The 20,461-nt window shown below is 67.4% G+C and carries 20 protein-coding genes; 11 read left to right on the plus strand and 9 right to left on the minus strand.

Features of this window, described 5'->3' with window-relative positions; genetic code table 11:
• Window positions 1-17 precede the first annotated feature (17 nt).
• Both BLV57_RS31075 and BLV57_RS31080 read left to right on the plus strand, forming a co-directional pair.
• On the plus strand, window positions 18-1,448 hold the full coding sequence (locus tag BLV57_RS31075) for a glycoside hydrolase family 28 protein (RefSeq protein ID WP_091294809.1): 1,431 nt from the start codon (window positions 18-20) through the stop codon (window positions 1,446-1,448).
• Between the two features lie 272 nt (window positions 1,449-1,720).
• A complete protein-coding gene (locus BLV57_RS31080) occupies window positions 1,721-4,855 on the plus strand; it encodes an AfsR/SARP family transcriptional regulator (RefSeq protein WP_281244445.1) in 3,135 nt (1,044 codons plus the stop codon).
• Window positions 4,856-4,860: 5 nt separating this feature from the next.
• Here BLV57_RS31080 and BLV57_RS31085 read toward each other — a convergent pair whose 3' ends face one another.
• The 9 genes from BLV57_RS31085 to BLV57_RS31120 all read right to left on the minus strand — a co-directional run bounded on the left by BLV57_RS31085 (window position 4,861) and on the right by BLV57_RS31120 (window position 11,795).
• Complete coding sequence (locus BLV57_RS31085) at window positions 4,861-5,478, minus strand: hypothetical protein (RefSeq protein ID WP_091294812.1); 618 nt, start codon at window positions 5,476-5,478, stop codon at window positions 4,861-4,863.
• A complete protein-coding gene (locus BLV57_RS31090) occupies window positions 5,475-6,737 on the minus strand; it encodes a hypothetical protein (protein ID WP_091294813.1) in 1,263 nt (420 codons plus the stop codon). The genes BLV57_RS31085 and BLV57_RS31090 overlap by 4 nt, the downstream gene beginning before the upstream one ends.
• Window positions 6,734-7,477: an ABC transporter ATP-binding protein gene (locus BLV57_RS31095; RefSeq protein ID WP_091294815.1), complete on the minus strand. Its 744-nt coding sequence runs from the start codon at window positions 7,475-7,477 to the stop codon at window positions 6,734-6,736. Before BLV57_RS31095 ends, BLV57_RS31090 begins: the two co-directional genes overlap by 4 nt.
• Before the next feature lie 33 nt (window positions 7,478-7,510).
• Entirely contained in the window at window positions 7,511-7,885 is a 375-nt protein-coding gene (locus BLV57_RS43010; RefSeq protein ID WP_143047185.1) for a hypothetical protein, read from the minus strand.
• A gap of 171 nt (window positions 7,886-8,056) precedes the next feature.
• Window positions 8,057-8,800, minus strand: coding sequence for an ESX secretion-associated protein EspG (locus BLV57_RS31100; RefSeq protein ID WP_091295143.1), 744 nt, complete (start codon window positions 8,798-8,800; stop codon window positions 8,057-8,059).
• Window positions 8,800-10,038 carry a hypothetical protein gene (locus BLV57_RS31105; RefSeq protein ID WP_091294817.1) on the minus strand — a complete coding sequence of 413 codons (1,239 nt, stop codon included), beginning with the start codon at window positions 10,036-10,038 and terminating at the stop codon, window positions 8,800-8,802. The genes BLV57_RS31100 and BLV57_RS31105 overlap by 1 nt, the downstream gene beginning before the upstream one ends.
• The gene (locus BLV57_RS31110) at window positions 10,035-10,604 is read right to left on the minus strand and encodes a DUF3558 domain-containing protein (protein ID WP_176968886.1); all 570 of its coding nucleotides are present in this window, start codon (window positions 10,602-10,604) and stop codon (window positions 10,035-10,037) included. The genes BLV57_RS31105 and BLV57_RS31110 overlap by 4 nt, the downstream gene beginning before the upstream one ends.
• Window positions 10,605-10,627: 23 nt before the next feature.
• Window positions 10,628-11,131, minus strand: coding sequence for a hypothetical protein (locus BLV57_RS31115; protein WP_091294819.1), 504 nt, complete (start codon window positions 11,129-11,131; stop codon window positions 10,628-10,630).
• A gap of 460 nt (window positions 11,132-11,591) precedes the next feature.
• Window positions 11,592-11,795, minus strand: coding sequence for a hypothetical protein (locus tag BLV57_RS31120; protein WP_091294821.1), 204 nt, complete (start codon window positions 11,793-11,795; stop codon window positions 11,592-11,594).
• A 183-nt stretch (window positions 11,796-11,978) separates the two neighbouring features.
• Here BLV57_RS31120 and BLV57_RS31125 point away from each other — a divergent pair, with 183 nt between their 5' ends.
• The 9 genes from BLV57_RS31125 (at window position 11,979) to BLV57_RS31165 (ending at window position 20,425) form a co-directional block, all read left to right on the plus strand.
• Window positions 11,979-12,905: a hypothetical protein gene (locus BLV57_RS31125; RefSeq protein ID WP_091294823.1), complete on the plus strand. Its 927-nt coding sequence runs from the start codon at window positions 11,979-11,981 to the stop codon at window positions 12,903-12,905.
• A gap of 17 nt (window positions 12,906-12,922) precedes the next feature.
• Window positions 12,923-13,495, plus strand: coding sequence for a hypothetical protein (locus tag BLV57_RS31130; protein ID WP_143047187.1), 573 nt, complete (start codon window positions 12,923-12,925; stop codon window positions 13,493-13,495).
• Between the two features lie 261 nt (window positions 13,496-13,756).
• Window positions 13,757-14,209 carry a hypothetical protein gene (locus BLV57_RS31135; protein WP_091294826.1) on the plus strand — a complete coding sequence of 151 codons (453 nt, stop codon included), beginning with the start codon at window positions 13,757-13,759 and terminating at the stop codon, window positions 14,207-14,209.
• 27 nt (window positions 14,210-14,236) lie between these two features.
• Window positions 14,237-14,836 carry a mycothiol-dependent nitroreductase Rv2466c family protein gene (locus BLV57_RS31140; protein ID WP_091294828.1) on the plus strand — a complete coding sequence of 200 codons (600 nt, stop codon included), beginning with the start codon at window positions 14,237-14,239 and terminating at the stop codon, window positions 14,834-14,836.
• Between the two features lie 76 nt (window positions 14,837-14,912).
• Entirely contained in the window at window positions 14,913-15,395 is a 483-nt protein-coding gene (locus BLV57_RS31145; protein WP_091294829.1) for an ATP-grasp domain-containing protein, read from the plus strand.
• Window positions 15,396-15,429: 34 nt separating this feature from the next.
• Entirely contained in the window at window positions 15,430-15,720 is a 291-nt protein-coding gene (locus BLV57_RS31150; protein ID WP_091294831.1) for a chorismate mutase family protein, read from the plus strand.
• Window positions 15,721-15,734: 14 nt separating this feature from the next.
• Window positions 15,735-17,816, plus strand: a complete 2,082-nt coding sequence (gene pabB, locus BLV57_RS31155) for an aminodeoxychorismate synthase component I (RefSeq protein ID WP_091294832.1) — start codon at window positions 15,735-15,737, stop codon at window positions 17,814-17,816.
• 98 nt (window positions 17,817-17,914) lie between these two features.
• Window positions 17,915-18,661: a prephenate dehydrogenase/arogenate dehydrogenase family protein gene (locus BLV57_RS31160; protein ID WP_218134906.1), complete on the plus strand. Its 747-nt coding sequence runs from the start codon at window positions 17,915-17,917 to the stop codon at window positions 18,659-18,661.
• A gap of 105 nt (window positions 18,662-18,766) precedes the next feature.
• Window positions 18,767-20,425: a class I adenylate-forming enzyme family protein gene (locus BLV57_RS31165; protein ID WP_091294836.1), complete on the plus strand. Its 1,659-nt coding sequence runs from the start codon at window positions 18,767-18,769 to the stop codon at window positions 20,423-20,425.
• The last annotated feature ends 36 nt before the right edge of the window (window positions 20,426-20,461 follow it).

Genomic DNA, 20,461 nt, shown 5'->3' on the forward strand with positions numbered 1-20,461 from the left:
CCAACGGAGGCGTTCGCATGACCAGTGGCAGCTCTCGCCGCGACTTCCTGAAGACAGCGGGGTTGGCCGGCGGCCTCCTCGTCACGGGCGCACTGGTCGCCGCGCCGGGCGCGCAGGCCGTCCCGCGCGCGCTCGCCGGCCCGGCCGCCGCCGACCCGTGGGATCAGGTACCGGTCATCCTCGCCAGGATCGTGCCGCCGACGTTCCCGAACAAGACGTTCAACATCCTCGACTACGGCGCCAAGGGCGACGGGAAGGTCGACTGCACCAAGGCGTTCAAGGACGCTATCGCCGCGTGCAACGCCGCGGGTGGCGGCCGGGTGCTCGTGCCGGCGTCCGGCACGTACAAGACCGGCGCGATCCACTTCCTGTCCAACGTCGAACTGAACGTGGCGGCTGGCGCGACGATCAAGTTCAAGACCGATGCCGCCTCGTATCCGCTGGTGTCGACCCGCTGGCAGGGCATCGAGTGCATGAACTTCTCGCCGTTCGTCTACGCCTACGGCCAGACCAACGTGGCGATCACCGGCGGCGGCACGCTCGACGGCGACGCGAAGAACGGGCCCTGGTTCGGCTACGACGACAAACGCGGCCCGGACTGGGACAAACTGCAGAAACAGGCCGTCGACGGGGTGCCGGTGGCCGACCGCAAGTACGGCAGCGGCCACTACCTCAAGCCGAACATGATCCAGTTCTACAAATGCAAGAACATCCTGATATCGGACGTTTCGATCAAGAACCCGGCCATGTGGACCATTCACCCCGTTCTTTCGCAGAACGTGACCGTGAAGAACGTCAAGGTCTACAGCCGCGGCGCGATGGTCGACGGCTGTGACCCGGAAAGCTGCTCGGACGTCCACATCACCGGCTGCAGTTTCGACACCGGCGACGACGGCACGGTGATCAAGTCGGGCCGGGACACCGACGGCCGCCGCGTCGGCGTGCCCAGCGAGAACATCGTCATCGAGAACAACGACTACTACGGCCGCTGGGGCGCCATCACCATCGGCAGCGAGATGTCCGGCGGGGTGCGCAACGTTTTCGCGCAGGACAACCGGATTCACACCGGTTCGTCCTACAAGTCCTTCTATGGCGTCTACCTCAAGACCAACAAGCGGCGCGGCGGCATAATTGACGGCATCTACGTGCGGCGGCTCTCCGGCGGCCCGTGCGATCGCGGCGGCGTTTTCGTCGACATGAACTACAGCCTCACCGGGCCAGGGTTCGGCGCCATCGTGCACCCGAAGGTGCGCAACATCTTCATCGAAGACGTCAAGCTCGACGACTCGCCGTTCGCGGTGAAGATCAACGGATCCGAGGACAGCCCGCTCGAGACGTTCCACGCCACGAACTGCGTCTTCACCAAGATCGACACCGCGAAACCGTCAATCAGCAACGCGAAGGACGTCGTGTTCACCAATGTCAAGGTGAACGGCAAGCCGGTGTAGCGCAGGGCATCCGCAGGCCGAGAGCGGAAAAAGTTGGTTCTGTCAAACGGAATTTCGGGCGGAAATTCACAGACCGGCCTTCGGGCACACTCCGAACGCGACCGATTACCGACTGCTGGCCATACGCCAATACCTACCGCCGAATGGTCGAACGGCCCTTAGAAGTTCTGCACGTATTTTGGGATAGAGGAGGCCTTTGCTACTCCAGAACCGCTCTCGCGAATTACCATGGCCCACGGCATCGCGCCAAGCATTCATGGAGCGAGGGGCACATGGGACTCAGACTGCTTGGTCCACCAGAACTGGTCGTGGGAGACCGGTCTCTGGACCTGGGGGGACCAAGGCAGCGCGTGGTTTTGTCCATGCTGGCCTTGAACGCGAACCGGGTCACCCCGGTCGAGCAGCTGATCGACGCGGTCTGGGACACCTCGCCGCCGTCGACGGCGCGCGGGCAGATCCAGATCTGCATCTCCGCGCTGCGCAAGCTTTTCGGTGACAACGGGCAGCCGGGCGCGATCCGCACCCGGCCACCCGGTTACCTGCTGGAAATCGCATCGTCCGACCTGGACAGTGAGGAATTCGCGGCGCAGGTGCTGGCCGCGCGCGAGCACTCCGAAGCGGGAAACACCAGCGAAGCAGCGGAAACCCTACGCAGAGCGCTCGCGCTTTGGCGCGGCCCCGCCCTCGCCGGGATCCCCAGCGATCTCGTCCAGCGCGGGGCCGCTCTGTTGGAGGACCGAAGATTCGCGGCCGTCGAGGAACGCGTCCGGCTCGACCTGGCGCTCGGCAGGCACGAGCGGCTCAGCGGCGAGATCCAGGCGCTCATCGACGAAAACCCCCTGCGTGAGCGCCTGTACGGCTTCCTCATGCTCGCGCTCTACCGCGCGGGCCGCCAAGCCGAAGCGCTCGAGGTCTGCCGCCGCGCGCGGGCGACGCTGATCGACGAGGTCGGCATCGAACCCGGCCAGGAGCTGCAGAAACTCGAACGCGCGATCCTCAACCGCGACCCCGGCCTCAACCTCCGCGAAGCACCGGCGGCGCCCGAACCCGCACTCGCCGCGCTTCCCAGCTCTCCCGCCGAAGAACACCGCCCTCCCGCGCCTGCCGAGCAGCTCGTCGCGCCGCGCCAGCTGCCTGCCAGCATCGCCGACTTCACCGGCCGCGAGCGGCATTTGTCCGAGATCAAGCAGATCCTCGCCGACGATCCCGACCCGTCGATGGCGTCCTATGCGGTCCGGATCGTGTCCATTTCGGGCAAAGGCGGCGTCGGAAAGTCCAGTTTGGCCATCCGAGCGGCACACGAGCTCGCCGAGACCTTCCCGGACGGTCACCTCTACGCCGATCTGCAGTCCCCCAACGACGACGACCGCACGGCGAAACTGCTAGCCCGTTTCCTACGCGCGCTCGGCGTCGCGGGCACGGCCGTGCCGGAAGACCTGCAAGAACGCGCCGAGCTGTACCGGAGCCGCTTGGCCAGCAAACGTTTGCTGGTGGTGCTCGACGACGTCACGAGTGAAGAGCAAGTGGTCCCGTTGCTCCCCGGAAGCCCTAGTTGCGCGGTCATCACGACCAGCCGTGCCCGGTTGTCCGGTCTGTCCGGAGCGCATTGGGTGGACGTCGACGTGTTCGACGCCGAGCAGTCGCTGGAGCTGCTGGGCAACATCGTCGGCCCCGAGCGCGTCGAAGCCGAGCCCGAGTCGTCGCTGGAGCTGGTCAATTTCTGCGACGGCCTCCCGCTCGCGCTGCGCATCGCGGGCGCGCGGCTGGCCTCCAAACGGCACTGGCGGATCAGCGGCCTGGTCCGCCGCCTCGGCGACGAGGCGAAGCGGCTCGACGAACTCGCCCACCGCGGCCTCGAACTCCGGTCGAACATCGGCCTCACGTATCGCAGCCTCAGCAGTCAGGCACAGCGCCTTTTCCGGCTGTTCGCGCTGATGCGGGCTTCGGACTTCCCGGCATGGACCGCGGCGGCGCTGCTCGACACCGACCTCGACGACGCCGAGGACATCCTCGAAACCCTGGTCGACGCGCAAGTCCTCGACACCGTCGAGTATCCGGCCGAGCGCGTGTTGCGCTACCGCTTCCACAACCTCATCCGCGTCTACGCCTGGGAGCGGCTGGTCGAAGAAGAGACAGCGGCCGAGCGCGACGCGGCGCTCACCAGGGTCAGCGGCGCCTGGCTTTCCCTCGCGGAAACCGCGCACCGCAAGGAGTACGGCGGCGACTTCACGATCCTCCACGGCGACGCCCCCCGCTGGGAGCCGCCCGAGCCCGCCGACACCGACACGGTCGGCAACCCGACGACCTGGTGGGAAACCGAGCGCCGCGCACTGGTCGCCGCGATCCGCCAAGCGGCCGCCGCCGGTCTCGACGAGCTCTGCTGGGACCTCGCGCTCACGGCAGTGACCCTGTTCGAGTCCAAGGGTTATTTCGACGACTGGCGCGAAACGACCCAGCTCGCACTCGACCTGACCGAACGCACCGGCAACCGCCGGGGCCACGCCGCGATGCTCTACTCGCAGGGCACGCTGCACATGTTCCAAAAGCGCCTCGACGAAGCCGAAAGGTGCTTCCGCGACGCGCTCGCGATCTTCGAGTCCGAGGGCGACCAGCACGGCGTCGCACTCGTGCTCCGCAACGCCGCCTACGTCGACCGGGTGCACGAACAGCCCGAGGCGATGCTCGACAAGTACGCCAAGGCGCTCGAGATCATGCGTTCGGTCGACGACCGCATCGGCGTCGCGCACGTGCTCTGCAGCCTCGCGAAGTTCCGCATCGACGAGGGCGACGCCGACAGCGCCCAGGAGATGCTCGACGACGCGCTCACCATCTGCCAGGACGTGCACTGCCTCCGCGTCGAAGCCCAGGTCCTCTACCGGTTCGCCGACCTGTACGTGGCAGGCGACAAGATCGAGCTCGCCCGCCAGGCGCTCCACCGCGCGCTGCGCATCGTCCGCGACATCGGCGACCGCATCGGCGAGGCCTACGCGTTGTACGGACTCGGCCGCGTCCGCCACCGCGAAGGCAGGCTCGACAACGCGGAGACCACCCTGGTCCACGCCCTGTCCTTGGCCAAACGCGTCGGCGAACGCCTCATCGAAGCCCAGTCCGAGTACGCGCTCGGCGAGATCTCACTGGCCAGGGGCGACACCGCGACAAGCGCCGAACACCTCTCGGAGGCCCGCCGCCTCTTCGACGAACTCGGCTCCTCGCTCTGGCACGCCAAGACCTTGGTCCTCCTCTCCGAAGCCCACGCGGCCGAAGGCGACGTCCTTTCGGCCAGCGGCGAGATCGACGAGGCCACCGAGCTGCTGCGCACGGTCGACTCCGCCGAGTCCGTCCGCTGGCGCACCCAGCTCGAAACAGCCCGCCGAGCCCTCCTCACGAACGGAGCCGTCGACGCCTGAGCGGCCTAGCCCTCCTCTTTGTCGTACCGCCGATATGCCCAGCTCGTGATCCCGCAAGTCCTGACATGCACGACGATCGCGGCAACGCCGAGCACACCGGCGGCGATCCACCGGCCATCGGCCTCGCGATATCCGGCGATCGGCAGCCAGATCCCGGGTGTCACATTGTTGACCACCCCACACACGAACCACATGACCAGCACGAACACCCCCGCAGCCAGCGGACTCAGCAGCGGTGAGACCAGCTGGACGAGCGCACCCAGCACCAGCGCGTTCGCCAGCACCCACAGCCACGGCGTGCCGTCCGGAAGCCCCGGCACCACGACCGGCACGCACACCGCGGGCAGCCCGATCCCCGCGGCGGCGACCACCCCCGCGACCACCCGCGCCCGCCAAGTCCCCACCCGATCCCACGACCAGAACCGCGGCCGCGTCAGCATCGCCAGCAAGGTCGCGCCGACGATCGCGCAGAGTTCCGCGGCGGGCATCCGGTTGTCCAAGCCCGTCCTGTTCAGGTCGACGATGATCGTCCACCGGCCGATGGCCGCCGAAAGTCCCCACAACGCGACCACGATCACGAGCGCCGCGACCCCGGATCGGCTCCGCAGCAGGATCCGGTTCACCGGCGCGGCAGATCTTCGTCAGTGAGCGCGCACGTGGCCACCTTGCGCTGGTGGTCACGAATCCACCCCTGCACCTGCTCCACGCTCATCCCGGCGAAGGCTCCGGAATCGGGCGCGCCGGTGCTGGCCAAGAACCGATCGATGTCCTCTGAGATCGCGGACGCTTGAGGCGGCGGTGGCGCGTCCGGTCCCGCCGCGCAGGCGTAGATCCCGGCGAGATCGGTGTCCACCCCGCCAAGGTCGATGACCCCATCCCCGCGAATCCAGACGATCCGAGCCTGCCCGACCTTGTCGGTGGAGATTCCGCCCATCACGAGAGACTGGTCCCAGATCTGGTCGAATTGGACCGGCTTGCTGCCATAGCGCGCGAGCAACGGCTCAACCCTGTCGATGAGCTGCCGCATCCTCGGCGCATTGTCCGCATGCACGCAAAACGTGAGCTCGAGTGCCCGTTCGCACCGCGACGACGGATCTTGCTCAACAGCGAACAGCACCGGCGGGTCGGTCAGGGAAACAGCGGCCATTGAGACCGGAAGGACCACGTACGCCACGACAGCTCCCCAACGCCGCATCGAGGAAACACCCATCGCCATCCCCCGCAGCAAGGTCACCGCCAAGCCGATCGCCGAAAGCGCCACCACGGAGAACAGCGCGGTACGAAAGATCACCAGCGCCGTGGATTCGCGTTGGCCGAGTTTCGGCTCGTTGAAGAGCACCGGGGCGACCGTCGACCAGTCACCCTGGTTGGCGAAGCCGGCGATGAGCAGTGCGTAGAACCCGATGGCGGTGATCGGCACGGCGAGGAGCGCCGGCGCGACCGTGCCGATCGCGTATCCGAGTGCGGTCGCGGCGGCCATCGCGACGACGCCGGACACCATCACCGGAACATCCGGGCTGCCCACTCCCCGCAACGCCGTGGTGACGACCAGCGGCGCCAGCGCGAGCGAATAGGCACCGGCATACCAGCCGATCAGCAGGCTTAGGTGCCGCGAGGCCACCGGCCCGCCCAACCGCGGCGCACGCGGCTGGACGAAAAGCCGATCGCCTTTGTTCATCCGTACCGCGTAGAAGCACGCCGCGGTCCCCGCGATCATGCCCGCCCACAGGAACTGCTGATGGAACTGCGTCGAGGTCTCCACCCACCGCGGATAAGGCCATCCCAGCCTCGGCCACGTCCCCGCGAGCACCACGACGAGAATCGCGGCTGATGGCAGGAGGACACTCGCCGGTCCCAGCGGCCAGAACCACGGCCGCTTCATTCGAAGTCCCCCAGTGTGTCGATCAGCGTGTCGTAGCCACGCTCGAAGCGGGAACCGAGTCCGGCGCGCGCCGAACCCTCGTCCATGACCGCTGCCAGCTCTTCGACGGTGCCGGTGAAGACGATCCGCCCGTTCACCAGCACACCGACCCGCTGGCAAAGGTGCTCGACGTCCTCGAGCAGGTGCGTGGACAGCAGCACCGTCCGCGTCCGGCCGATACCATCGATGACCTCACGGACCCGCAGACGCTGGCCCGGATCCAGTCCGGCGGTCGGCTCGTCGAGCACGAGCACTTCGGGATCATGCGCGATCCCCGCCGCCAGCCCGAGCCGCTGCCGCTGCCCACCGGACAACGACCGCACCCGGACATCTGCTTTGTCGGCCAACGCGACGGCTCGCAGCGCCTGCTCGGCCGCCGCCGCGCACTCCCGGCGCGGCACGCCGTTGATCCACGCGGTGTAGGAAACGGTATCGGCCACCCGCATCTCGCCAGCGAGCGAGAATCGCTGGGGCACAAACCCGAAACGCGGCGAGACAACGGCGCCGCCTTCGGCGTCGCGAATGGTGACCGTGCCGGATTTCGGCCTCAGTAAGCCGATCAGTACCGAAAGCAGCGTCGTCTTTCCGGCCCCGTTCGGCCCCAGCAGACCGGTGACTCCCGCATCAATCACCCACTTGACCTCATGCAGCGCGGTCTTGCGGCCGTACGCGAAACCAAGGTCGTCCAGGCTTATCTGCACCGTGTAGCTTCCATCATCGTCGATGCCGAGTGGTCAGCAAAATTCGGAACGATCCGATTCCACGGCATTACCCCGCGAATCCGAGGTCATCGTGTAGTACAAGCCATGTCCAGCACACTGACCCAAGGCGGCCAAATCGGCGTTGGACACGAGCGTGGTATTCGCGACAGCCACCGCGATGTCCGGAAAGAACGCCACATGCTTCATCACCCGCACCCACAGGTAATTGACCTTGTCGTTGTCTCCGCAGCCGGAACGGTCACCGTAACCTCTCAAGGTCGAACCGAATATCTCGGTCCGTTTAGCATAGAGTCCGCAGCCGAGTGGCGAGGCCGTGTTCGCAGCCCAAGCCGGTGACGCCATCGCAACGCCGCCAGCGCTCACCGCACCGGCGGTCAGCACACCCATGACCCACTGAGCCTTGCACATACCGAAAAGCCCCCTCTTCGTATGGTCAGCACACGATCAGGGGAGCAAAACCTTCCGACACCCACCCTCTAAGTGCGACCGGCCCTCCCCTGCCGATCATCCCAAGGTACAAGTGGGTCAAAACCATGGCCACATATCGTACGAGTGATTTCAGGTCAGCTGATCGAGCATCTCGTAAGCCTTGGCCACCAACGTATCCGTGCGCCCCTGCGCGACATTGACGTACCGCTCATACCCGGGTTCACCGGAAAACGAGAAAACATAACGGCCATACTCGGTGTCATAGAACGTGCAGCAACTATCGCCGGTCCGCCGATACGCGTGCACCCCGTCGCGGAAACCGGCGTAGATCTGCCCGCCCCCGGTCCGCGGCAACGCGACCAGATCAAGCACCTGCCGCACATCCCGCCGAGGCGGCGCCCCGTCGATCGCGTCGCGCAGCTCGGACTCCGGCACCGAAATCCCCCACCCGCCGCCGGCGGGCACATCGGGCAGTTCCAGCACCAAGTCCTCGGCCAGCGCGTCGGCCCTCGCTCGGCGCAGCAACACCTGGCCGCTTTCCGGGACGTAGCAAGCCAAAACCGCGGCCCGGCCGATCGCCGCGACCTGCAGGCGGTACCGAATGGACGGCGATTCGACCACCGCGGAGAACTCGCGGTTGCCCCGACCGAGCACGACGAGTGTCCCCTCGAAGTCCTCGCTCAGCCGCTCGCCGTCCCAAAACCCTTCCTCCGCAAGCGTTTGCAGCACACGGTCGCGCCGAATGCGCTCCTCGTCAGGGCTGCGCCACACCGGCTCCGGCTCGATCAGCACCGGCAACGGCACCCGCGCGATCGCCGCACCCAGCACCAGACATTCGACCGGGAGGACGACCTCTCTGTGGAGGACCAGCATCACGCACCGATGACCGGCGGCGTGGTCTTGGGCAGCTCACCGACGAACGCGTCGTCCGGGTCTTCCTCGATGAGATAGTCGGGCCGCTCGTGCTCGGAGTCCTCCTCCTTCTGCCCGCGCCCCATCGGTGCGCCACCCATGCCCGGCGCACCCGGCCTCCCCGCGATCGCCCCAGGCCGCGCGCCGACCGCGGGACCCTGCTGACCGAAAGTGCCCACGCCGGAGCCTTTCCCGCCGCCAAGGTTCCCGCCGGGACCACCAGCTCCCGGCTTGCCGGTCCCCGCTCCCCCGCGCGCCGAGTCGTACCCACCGCCACCGGTCACCGGGAACGCCCCGGGCCCGTTGCTGGGGCCGTTCGGGTTCCCATAGCCGGTCGGCGTGTAGGTCGGATCCTTGGGCGGAATCCCGCTCGGCGTGTTCGGCGGCAGGTATTCCGTCGGCGTCGTCCCCGTGGTCTGCGACGGCTTCGTGTCGGTAGGTGTGTGCGTCTGTCCGTCTCCAGTACTGCCGGACTGCTCGCCCGGCTTGTGCTCACCGGGCTTGGTGTCGTTACCAGTGGGCCCACCGGTGTCCTGCAGCCCGCTGACGTCGTGGCGGCTGCCGCCTCCGGGAGGCGACACGGTCTCGCCACCGGGCTCGCCGGTCCTTTTGCGCCCAGGCCCCGGCTGCACTGGCCCAGGCCCCGGCCCGGTGCCATCGTCGGTCTTCGGCTTGATATCGGCCCCGCTCGGCGGCAACCCGAGTTCCCCGTACTGCTGCGGCCACTGCCCCGAGTTGTCGGTGGACTGGCCGTGATAGGTGCTGTAGCTGTCGACGACCCGCTTGGCCTTCTCGTCCCACTTCGCGATCTCATCGGACCGATTCGACAGGAACGAAAGCGGCGTATCGCTCACCCAGTCGTCCGAGGGCCGCTCGCCGAGGTCGCCCACGGAGTCCACGGTGCTCTTCAAAGGCTGGTACGAATTGCCCTGGCCGGTGTAGAGGTTCTGGGCTTTCGCCAGGTGCTCACCACTGACCTGGGAGGCCTGGACCAGCGGCCCGGCACCGGAATACGCCTTGCCCGCCGCGTCGCCTTCCCAATGCTGCTCCATCGCGCCCTGGAGTTGCTGCATCTCCTGGGCGATCTCCTGATGCAGCTGCGACATCTTGGCGGCTTGGTCACTACCGGAGAAAAGACCGCTCGGACCTTTGCCCGCTTTGACGAACGCGATGATCTGCGGTGCGTTGTACTCGGTCACTTGGCCCCCTTGATGGTGGCGATCGCCGCCTCCGCGGCCCTCTGCACCAGCGGACACGGATCTTTGCGATACGGCGACGAACTGTTCATCAGCGACGTCACCGTCATCACCACGTCGTTGCGGACTCCGACGGCCAGCGTGCAGACGCCATCAGGGCGGCCGTCCGATATCGAGGCGAAAACCCCCGGGTAGCCGGCGACACTGGGCACCGGCACGAAGTAGCCGGGATCATCTGGCTGGTGGTTGCGGTAGGAGTCAGCCAGGCCGTTGGCGTGGACGAAGCCGAAGGCGATCTCGTTGCGGTCGCCGTCCCGCCAGCCGCAAATCGGTCCCGCCGTACCACTGGTGACGTTGGTGGTCGCCAAGCTCGCCAGTTCCCGGGCCTGGTCGGCTGTGAGCGCCTTGCAGGGGTCCTGCTCGAACTTGCTCACCTCGAGTGGATCGGACACCTGCGGCACCGCCGGATCGGACGCACTGGTCCCCGGGCTGGAGGGCGGCACCGTCGCGGCATTCCCCGGAGTCGTTTTCGAGCAGCCGCTCAGGACGAGCCCGACGGCCAGCAGCAAGATCCCAGGTGTCAAAAACCGCATCAACGATCCCGTCCATGCTTGTCGAGAGTCCGCGCCGCGGCCTGATTCTGCTGATCGGTCGCTTTGATGGCCTTGTCCAGGGCCGCGGCATAGCCTTCGGCATAGTCGCGCTGCTCGCGCACGCTCGCCATGTACGCGCTGGCGTGCTTCTTCGCGGCTTTCATCTGGAGGCTGCTGCCGTCGTCTTCGGCGGGCTGAGGCAGTTGGAGGAACTGCTCGGCGTCCTTGACCAAAGCGCCGAGTTTGTCGGCAATGGACTGCCACTTGGGCAGGAGGGCGCGCATGGCGGCGACGTCCATCTTGTAGCCGCCGCCCGAGGCAGCCGCGTTCGCGGCCGCGTCTTCGGCGTCGCGGCGTTTGTACATGGCGACCGTGCCCATGTTCATGCCGCGGTCGGCCTGCTCGTCCTGGCGCTGGCGCTTGGCCTGCTCCTCCGGGGAGAGATATCCCGCTCGCCCGGAAGCGCCCTGGTCAGGCGCTTGCGATCTGTCCGGCTCCGCCATTCCCGAATTCCCCTCCCACGTCAGAGCGCCTCCACGGTACTACGACGTCGATCACCGCGGGTGCGGTTCCCGTGAAATCACCATCACGGTGCGTCACCGCTGCTTGACGGTCACGATCGCGGCCTCGGCGGCTTCATGGTCTCGTCGGCACGGACGCCGACGGTCAGCGAACACCTGCCGAAATCCCGCTGGTCGGCTTGACCGCCGTCACGCAGGCCGTCGCCGCGGGCGAAGGTTATTCGGAGGCCGTTGAAAGTGAAGGGTTGGGCGCGGCGGAGGCGCCAGGAATGCCAGAGAAAGAACAGCGAATGTGCGCAGCATGGATCCCCTGGAAATCCTGCTGGGGGAACTTCAATCGCTGGACGTGACCGGAGGGGGACGTCGCCGCCGGAACGACGTGGTCACGTCAGGCCCGGGAATCCGCTCGGAACGGGGACTCGACCGGGGCGGCGGGTGGTGGTCACCAGTGGGTGTCGTCGGAGCCCCAGTGGGTGTCGGCGACGCACTCGGTGCCGTTCCAGTGGGTGTCGGCGGCGCAGACCGGGTCGCCGGCGGTGTTCCAGTGGGTGTCGGCCGAGGCGCTGGGGGCGAAGGCCGAAAGGAAGGCGAGGCCAGCGATGGCGGTGGCGGCTGCGGTGGCGGCGAGCTTGCGGGTGATGGTCATCTTCTTGCTCCTGTCTGGTGGTGTTTGCCCTGGTGGCGGGCTGAAACCAGTTGACAGGGGCGCGCCATCGATAGGCTTCTGGTGCGCTTTCGGGTCGGCGATAGCGGATCGATAGCGGGTCCAAAGGACGGCTGAGGAGAGTCATCTCCATCGCAAACACCCACCCGAGGAGAGGCAGTCGAGATGACCAGCCCAATCCTTCACCTCAGCACCGAAGAACTGTGGAGCGCGCTCGATGACATCAATCCGGTCGACGTGCTCGTCGAGCAGCTGATCGGCGGCGCGGGGTGGACGGCACAAGGACAACTTCATCCCTGGCCCGAGCACGGTTCGATCCCGTCCGCGGAGCTGGCCATGTACGAGGAGTCGTGTACCGGGGCGAAATGTCTTATCCCGGTCTCGAGTCTGCGGCAGGTCCGCGCCGCGGCGCTGGCGACGCTCGCCGCCCGTGAGCTGCTGGCTCCCGGCGTGGTGACCGCCGCCGTCTTGGGATCGGGTCTCGCGGCTCAGTTGCAGCTCACCGTCCTCGCCAAGCACGTGTCCGACGTCAGCCACGTCGCGGTGTGCGCGGGCAACGACGGCGGCTGGTCACCGGTCGAGCCGAGGGTGCTCGACCAGCTCGACCTGGCCGGCATCGGCCTTTCCGTCACGAGCGGGGTGAACGAGGCGGTGCTGGGCGCGAACCTGGTGATCGCCGCGGACGCCGGGCTCGGGCGGCTGGAAATCGGACAGCTCGCGAAAGGAGCGGTGGTGATCAACGCCGGGGGCGTGGACCTCCCGGACGCCGTCGTCGACGGCGTGGATCAGGTCTATGTCGACGACGCGAGCCTTCTCGACGAGAACTCGCACCGCTATTTTGTGACGATGCACAGGGCCGCGCAGAGCACCGGCCCCCACCGCCAGAAGCGGTTCAAGGGGTGGCACCGCCGCCGCCTGATCGAAGCGGACCTCGGCGCGCTGCTGAGCGGTTCGCACACCGGGCGGCAACGCCTGGACGACGTCGTGCTGGTCGAACTGCTCAGCACGAACCTGCCAGACGCCCACCTCACCGCCAGACTGCACCGCGCCGCGCTCGACCGCGGGCTCGGGATGCGGGTTTCCGGATCATGAACCACAGGGAGAAGACCATGTCTGTTTGCCAAACCCCCGGCTGCGAATCCAACGGCGACGCCGAGACGCCCCGCGAGGCGCTGCCCGGCCTGCAGATCTGCCTGGTCTGCCGCGACCGGCTCGAAAACGACTTGCTCGGATTGCCGAAACTGTACGACGACTGCGTCGACGTGCTCACTTTCGACCGCACGGTGAAGAAATCCGGCGAGGTGCGCACCGAAATGGTTGAGACGCTTTCTTCGTGGGCGAAGATGATCGTCGAAGAACGCGGTGTCCGCAGCCCGAACCTGAGCGGTATCTGGCAGCTCAGCACTTTCCTGCTCATTCATTTCGACTGGCTCGTCCGGCACCCGGCGGCCGCGGAATTCGCGGGCCAGGTGGCCGGCCTTTCGCGGGCGGCGCACGCGGTCGTGCACCCCGACCCGGCGGGCCCCTCCGCCGGTCAGGACGAGGCGGAAATGCCCGCGCCGGAGGATGTTCCGAGACAGCACCGCCCGCACGTCGTCCGTCCTGACCAGTGGATGCTGCTGAACCGGAAGATCCAGCGCGCCAAGCGCGTCACCTGGCGAACACCGGGACGGGCAGCATGAAACCAGTGACCAGACAGCTCGAGTAAACACCGGCCGATCCGCCTTCCGCGCGGCGCCGACGGATCTTTCTTCGCATTTCCCGAAAAAGGCATGAGGGCTACCCTCATGCCTTTTTCGCATGCCCGAAACAATCTTGACCGAAAACTTGAAAGAGGTTGTTGACACCGGCTCCGGCGAAGTGTCATGCTTTCCCCACGGCACAATCATGCCCACTCACTCCCCTCACCCGAGAGGTTCCCCTATATACATCAGGAGACCATCATGACCGCGACGCCTTCGCTGCGTGAACTGGCCGCAGTCCGTACGCATTACTGGGAACTGCTGGGCTCGCCGGTCACCATCGAAGTGCGGACGCGACGGCTCCTGATCGCCACGGGTGACGCGCTCGACGCGATCACCATGCCACCGGAGTTCGGCGAGCAGGTGCTCGCGGGGCTGCGGATCGCGATGCTCGCCGGCCCGGTCATCGCGGGCGACGCGAACTGGACGTTCCTGACCAGGCCGGTGGTCACCCAATCGGTGCCCGCCGACCTGGATAGGCTGCGAGTCCACGCGATCCCGCACGGACAACAGCTGGTGCTGCCCGCCAGCGACCACCAGTGGGTGCTCGCGCCATCGCCACGTCAGCAACCGACGCTGTGGACGGCCGTCATCGGCACCGCCCGCCGCGCCGCGCACCACCTCGCCGCCGTCGAGCTTTCCCCAGCGGCGTAACGAAACCGACAAGGAGACTACAAAACCATGGTGGCCGTCGACTTCTACTTCGACCCCGCGTGCCCGTTCGCCTGGATCACCTCGCGGTGGATCCTGGAGGTCGAGCAGCAGCGGGACATCGACCTGCGCTTCCGGGTGATGAGCCTGGGCGTGCTCAACGAAGGCCGCGAGCTCGAGCCGTGGTACCGCGAGTTCTGCGACCGCGCCTGGGGACCGGTGCGCGTCGCGATCGCGGCCGCCCAGCTCAAGGGCGAGCCGGTGCTGCGCGACCTCTACACCGCGCTGGGGACCCGGATCCACAACGGGGGCAACAAGGACTTCGACGTGGTGATCAAGGAGGCGCTCGCCGAGGTCGGCCTGCCCGCCGAGCTCGCCGCCGCCGCGAAGAGCACCGAGTACGACGAAGCGCTGCGCAAGAGCCACCACGAGGGCATGGACCCGGTCGGCGAGGAGGTCGGCACGCCGACCATCCACATCGACGGTGTCGCCTTCTTCGGGCCGGTGCTCAGCAAGATCCCGCGCGGTGAAGAGGCGGCGAAGCTGTTCGACGCGGCGCGGACCATGTCGGAGTACCCGTACTTCTACGAGCTCAAGCGGACCCGCACCGGGGACCTGAGCTACGACTAAAAGGCCAGATACACAGACGAACGCCCTGTCCGGGACATCCGGGCAGGGCGTTCGTCGTTCCAGGAGGAGGATTCCCATGTTCTCAGTGCAGTCGCTGGTGCGGCACGGAAAAGTGGTCTGGCACGGCGCCACGGAGCACGAGCGTGGCCACATCTCCCCCGCGGAACTGAGCATCGGCGAGGAGAACCTGCTCTTCGAGGCCAACGTCGACGCCGTGCGCCGCCACGCGGTCACCGACGGCACGGCGCACGCGGAGTTCCAGATGTCCCGCGGGCAGCCGGTGCTGGTCGCGTTCGCGACCTGGGTGCCCGAGGACATCGCCGCGCTGTGGCACCTCGCGACCGGGGAACGGCTCGGCGAGGTCGAGCACCACCCGGCGCCGCGCCGCCGCGCGCGGCAGATCTACGTGGACAACGCCGTCAGCAGGCGCGCGGTACGGCTCGAACCCGTGCTGTCCAACGCGCCGGCCGGCATCCGGGCGGAGCTGCCCGGTTCGATCCTGTTCGACGCGCCGTTCGGCATCACGACGGACTGTTTCGTCGACCGCTTCGCCGCCTGAATCGCCCACGATGACTTCGAAGGGTCTCTTTGTCATGCCCGAAAACCTGTTGGAAGCACTGCGTTCTCAGCTCGACCGCACCGACGAGCAGCTCCTCGACGTCCTGCGCACCCGGATCGGGATCTGCGTGGACATCGCCGAGTACAAGCGCGAGCACGACGTCCCGATGATGCAGCCGCACCGGATCGGCATCGTCCAGCAGCGCGCGGCCCGGTACGGCGAGGCGAACGGTGTCGACACCGACTTCCTGCGCCGGCTCTACGACCTGATCATCGCCGAAACCTGCCGCGTCGAGGACCTCGTCATCGGCGTCCCGACCTCCTGAGAGGCCTGAGAACCATGCGCACACTGCTGATCGACAACTACGACTCCTTCACCTACAACCTGTACCAGCTGCTCGGCGAGGTCAACGGCCAGGCGCCGGACGTCGTGCGCAACGACGCCGACTTCGCGAGCATCGACTTCAGCGCGTACGACGGCGTGGTCATCTCGCCCGGACCAGGAAGCCCCGACCGTGAACGAGATTTCGGGGTCAGCGCGCGGACGATCCTCGAAAGCGGGCTGCCGGTACTCGGCGTTTGCCTTGGCCACCAGGGCATCGTGCATCTGTTCGGCGGCACGGTCGACCACGCGCCGGAGCCGATGCACGGCCGGGTCTGGCCGGTCGTGCACACCGGCGCCGACATCTTCGAGGGCTTGCCGTCGCCGTACAACGTGGTGCGCTATCACTCGCTCGCGGCCACCAAAGTGCCCGACGAGCTCGAGGAGATCGCCTGGACGCGTGACGGCATCGTCATGGGTGTGCGGCACCGCGAGCTGCCGATCTGGGGCGTGCAGTTCCACCCCGAGTCGATCAGCAGCGAGTTCGGGAGGGAACTGCTCGCCAACTTTCGCGACCTGGCGCTTTCCGCCAACCCGGCCGTGGCCGCCCCGGCCGAAACCCGGCCAGACCCCGCCGAGGCCGTCACGGAATCCGCGCCCGCCGCGTATCAGGTGCACGTCCGGAAGCTCGACGTGTTGCCGGACGCGGAGGCCGTGTACCGGGCGCTGTTCGCGGGCAACGAGCACAGCTTCTGGCTGGACAGCAGCTCGGTCATCGAGGGGCTGTCGCGGTTCTCCTTTATCGGGGACGGTTCCGGGCCGCTCGCGGAGTACGTCACGTTCCGCAACAGCGAAGCCTCGGTGACCGTCCGAACCGCCTCCGGCGTCGAGCGCGTCGAGCAGCCGTTCTTCGAGTACCTCGACGAGCAGCTGCGGAACCGGGTCGTGCCCGTCCCGGAAGGCCTGCCGTTCGAGTTCAACCTGGGCTACGTCGGCTATCTGGGCTACGAGCTCAAGGTCGAAGCGGGCGCGCGGCACGAGTACAACCCTGACGAGCCCGACGCGGCCGTGTTGTTCGCGGACCGCATGGTGGCGATCGACCACGTCGAGAAGACGGCCTATCTGCTCGCTCTGTCCAAAGAGGACGATGGCGAGGCCGACGGCTGGCTCGCGGCGACCGGTGACAAGCTGTTCGACCTCACCGAGCCGGTGGTCGAGCCGGTCGCGAAGCCGAAGCTCGTCGGCATGGCCGACCCGGAGTCGCACCAGATCATCCTGCCGAGGCACGACAAGGACGCGTATCTCAAGCGCATCAACGAGTGCTTCCAGGAGATCCGCGACGGCGAGTCGTACGAGATCTGCCTGACGAACCACATCGAGCTCGACGCGAAGATCGATCCGCTGACCACGTACAGCTATCTGCGCCAGATCAGCCCCGTGCCCTATGGCGCGCTGCTGGACTTCCCCGGCGTGGCCGTGCTGAGCGCGTCTCCGGAGCGGTTCGTGTCGATCGGCACCGACCGCAGCGTGGAGGCCAAGCCGATCAAGGGCACCCGCCCGCGCGGCGCGACCCCGGCCGAGGACGAGGCGCTCCGCCAGGACCTGCTCAGCAATGAGAAGGACCAGGCGGAGAACCTGATGATCGTCGACCTGCTGCGCAACGACCTCAACATCGTCTCGGAGATCGGCTCGGTGCACGTGCCGAAGCTGTTCGACGTCGAGACCTACGCGCCGGTGCACCAGCTGGTGTCGACCATCCGCGGCACCCTGCGCGCCGAGGAGTCGGTGGTCGGCTGTGTCCGCGCCACCTTCCCGGGCGGGTCCATGACGGGCGCGCCGAAGCTGCGCACGCTGGAGATCATCGACCGGCTGGAGGAAGGCCCGCGTGGCGTCTACTCCGGTGCGATCGGCTGGTTCTCGCTGGCGGGCGCGGTCGACCTGAACATCGTCATCCGCACGCTGGTGGCGACCGAGAACAAGCTCAGCTTCGGCGTGGGCGGCGCGGTCATCGCGCTGTCCGACGCGGAGGAGGAGTTCGAGGAGACCTCGGTCAAGTCGCGGGCGATGATCACCGCCGTGCTCGAGACGGCGATCCCATGACCGTCCGATTAGGACACTGTGTGGTGGTGGGTGGTACGGGGGCGGTCGGCGGCTTGTTCGCCGGCCGCCTCCGGGGTTCCGGGGCCGAGGTGACCATCGTGGACGCTTCGGCCGGCGGTGACATCACGAAGATCGACGCCGCGCTGGCCGAAGAACTCGGCAAGGCGGACCTCGTGGTGCTGGCCGTCCCGGAACCGGTGGCGCTGAAAGCGCTCAGCGGCATCTCGCATGCCATGCGGCCGGACGCGCTCCTGGTCGACACGCTCTCGGTCAAGGAACCGTTCGTGACCGCGGCCCGTGAGTACGACGACGGCGAGATGCTCAGCGTCAACCCGATGTTCGCGCCCTCACTGGGTTTCGAGGGACGGCCGGTGGCCGCCGTCGTGGTCCGCGAAGGGCCGCGCGGCCGGGAGCTGGTGCGCCTCATCGAAAGCTGGGGCGCGCGCATCGTGGAGGTCACCGAGCACGAGCACGACCGGCTCGCCGGCGCCAGCCAGGCGCTGACGCACGCCGCGGTGCTCTCGTTCGGCCTCGCGCTGACCGAGCTCGACGTCGGGATCGAGGAGCTCAGCGCGATCGCGCCGCCGCCGCACAAGACCATGCTCGCCCTGCTCGCCAGGGTCGCTTCGGGCACCCCAGAGGTCTACTGGGACGTCCAGGCGGGCAATCCGCAGGCCACTCCGGCGCGGAAAGCCTTGGCGGGCAACATCCACCGTCTCGCCGAGATGGTGGAAACCGGGAACGAGGCCGCCTTCACGACGGTGCTCGACAGCCTGCGTGACTTCCTCGGCACCGACCTGGTCCATTACCAGGACCTGTGCGCCGAGGCCTTCAAGACCCTCTGACTTTCCGAACGCACGGAAGGGGGAAGCGACCACGAAACGACTTCCTCAGCACTCAGACATCGCGCAGTAACGACCCGCATTCTCTTGACCGAAAGGCGTACCCATATGACTCTGTCGATCGAGACCATCCTGTCGCCGGACCAGCGTGCCAAGCTCAGCGCTGACGAGACCGTCGGCGGCGGGAACCTGCTCCCTTCGGCGATCGCGCACAGCCCCGCACCCGACAAGACCTTCCTGCGGACCGAGCGTCCGGTCATCAACACCGACGGCGAGCCGCAGCACGAGTTCAGCCTGCTGGAGCTCGACAAGCTCGTGCAGAGCTGGTCGGTCTGGTACCGCGGCAAGGGTGTCGTCCCGCGTGACCGGGTCGCCGTCTACTTCGAGGACTCGTTCGCGTACTCCGTGCACTTCTACGCACTGGCCCAGATCGGGGCCATCGCGGTGCTCATCAACAGCAACGCGTCCAAGGAGATCGCCCAGTCGCTGATCAGGCAGACCACCCCGGTCGGCCTGTACGTCGACCAGGCACGGCTCGACAAGATCGGCGCCGGCGAGCTGGACCTCAAGTGGATCACGACCGTCGAGGAGCAGCCCGCTCCCCCGGCGGCCGTGCTGCCGCCGGAGGGCCGGTTCAAGCACGTCAACGAGGACCCGGTCACCATCCTGCACTCCTCGGGCACCACGGGCATCCCGAAGCCGACCATCCACACGCACCAGTCCATCGTGGCCGGTCCGAAGTTCCGGCTGGTCGACCACAAGGAGAACCCCGGCGCGCTCACGATGACGTCGCTGCCGCAGTCGCACCTCGGCTGTATCGCGTACACCACGTACGCGGTCTTGGCGGGCGCCAACACGATCGCGGCCTTCGACCGTCCCGGTGACGAGCTCATCGCGGACGTCGCGGAGTACAAGCCCACCGCGGTCATGTCCTTCGCACACGCCTACTCCGAGATCCCGGGCCTGAAGCTGGAGCCCGGCGTGCTCGACTCGGTGAACGTGTGGGTGTCCATCGGCGACGCCGTGCACGAGGCGCACATCAAGCACATCCTGGGACTGCGGAGCAAGGACAAGCCGCAGTCGGCGTTCTTCGACCGGCTCGGCACCACCGAGCTCGGCTGGGGCGTGCTGCTCAAGATCCGCAACCTCGACACGGCGCGCAACGACCGGTGCGCCGGCAAGCCCGTCGGGGTCGCGGAGGTCGTCGTGCTGCGTGCCGACGGCACCATCGCGGGAGACAACGAGATCGGCCTGCTCGGGGCGCGTGGCCCCGCCATCACCCCCGGGTACTGGGCGAACTCCGACATCACCTACCGCAGCCGCCTGTCGGGCTACTGGCTCACGGGCGACAACGCGTACCGCGACGAGAACGGCGACCACTTCCTGGTCGACCGCTCGGTCGACGCCATCGAAACCGCGAACGGTGTCGGCTACTCGGTCTTCATGGAGGAGGTCATCCTCGCCGACGTGCCCGACGTCATCGACGCCGCGGTCGTGGCGGGCAAGCGGGACGGCCAGATCGTCCCGGTCGCGGTCGTCACCACCGGCGACGCGGTCGTCGAAGCCGACAAGCTGCTGGCGCTGGCGAACGAGGCACTCGTCGCCGCGGGCCACCTGCCGGTCGGCGTGCTCGAGATCGCGCAGTTCGAGGAGGACCTCCCGGTCGGCGTGACCGGCAAGGTGCTCAAGCGCGAGCTGCGTGAGAAGTACAGCGCGCTGGAGACCTACACCTCCACCGCAGACCCGCGTTACGTCGCTTCGGCGTAACGCCTTCACGCGCAGGCCCCTTTCGCCGACCCCTCT

This window comes from Amycolatopsis xylanica (assembly GCF_900107045.1).
In the GTDB taxonomy this organism is placed as follows: domain Bacteria; phylum Actinomycetota; class Actinomycetes; order Mycobacteriales; family Pseudonocardiaceae; genus Amycolatopsis; species Amycolatopsis xylanica.

What these genes read in the sequence shown, in the direction of transcription:
- pabB (WP_091294832.1), top strand. Translation starts at nt 15,735, where the DNA reads ATGCGCACACTGCTGATCGACAACTACGACTCCTTCACCTACAACCTG.
- BLV57_RS31135 (WP_091294826.1), top strand. Translation starts at nt 13,757, where the DNA reads ATGACCGCGACGCCTTCGCTGCGTGAACTGGCCGCAGTCCGTACGCAT.
- BLV57_RS31080 (WP_281244445.1), top strand. Translation starts at nt 1,721, where the DNA reads ATGGGACTCAGACTGCTTGGTCCACCAGAACTGGTCGTGGGAGACCGG.
- BLV57_RS31145 (WP_091294829.1), top strand. Translation starts at nt 14,913, where the DNA reads ATGTTCTCAGTGCAGTCGCTGGTGCGGCACGGAAAAGTGGTCTGGCAC.
- BLV57_RS31115 (WP_091294819.1), bottom strand. Translation starts at nt 11,131, where the DNA reads ATGGCGGAGCCGGACAGATCGCAAGCGCCTGACCAGGGCGCTTCCGGG.
- BLV57_RS43010 (WP_143047185.1), bottom strand. Translation starts at nt 7,885, where the DNA reads ATGGGTGTGCTGACCGCCGGTGCGGTGAGCGCTGGCGGCGTTGCGATG.
- BLV57_RS31165 (WP_091294836.1), top strand. Translation starts at nt 18,767, where the DNA reads ATGACTCTGTCGATCGAGACCATCCTGTCGCCGGACCAGCGTGCCAAG.
- BLV57_RS31140 (WP_091294828.1), top strand. Translation starts at nt 14,237, where the DNA reads ATGGTGGCCGTCGACTTCTACTTCGACCCCGCGTGCCCGTTCGCCTGG.
- BLV57_RS31120 (WP_091294821.1), bottom strand. Translation starts at nt 11,795, where the DNA reads ATGACCATCACCCGCAAGCTCGCCGCCACCGCAGCCGCCACCGCCATC.
- BLV57_RS31150 (WP_091294831.1), top strand. Translation starts at nt 15,430, where the DNA reads ATGCCCGAAAACCTGTTGGAAGCACTGCGTTCTCAGCTCGACCGCACC.
- BLV57_RS31075 (WP_091294809.1), top strand. Translation starts at nt 18, where the DNA reads ATGACCAGTGGCAGCTCTCGCCGCGACTTCCTGAAGACAGCGGGGTTG.
- BLV57_RS31100 (WP_091295143.1), bottom strand. Translation starts at nt 8,800, where the DNA reads ATGCTGGTCCTCCACAGAGAGGTCGTCCTCCCGGTCGAATGTCTGGTG.
- BLV57_RS31125 (WP_091294823.1), top strand. Translation starts at nt 11,979, where the DNA reads ATGACCAGCCCAATCCTTCACCTCAGCACCGAAGAACTGTGGAGCGCG.
- BLV57_RS31090 (WP_091294813.1), bottom strand. Translation starts at nt 6,737, where the DNA reads ATGAAGCGGCCGTGGTTCTGGCCGCTGGGACCGGCGAGTGTCCTCCTG.
- BLV57_RS31130 (WP_143047187.1), top strand. Translation starts at nt 12,923, where the DNA reads ATGTCTGTTTGCCAAACCCCCGGCTGCGAATCCAACGGCGACGCCGAG.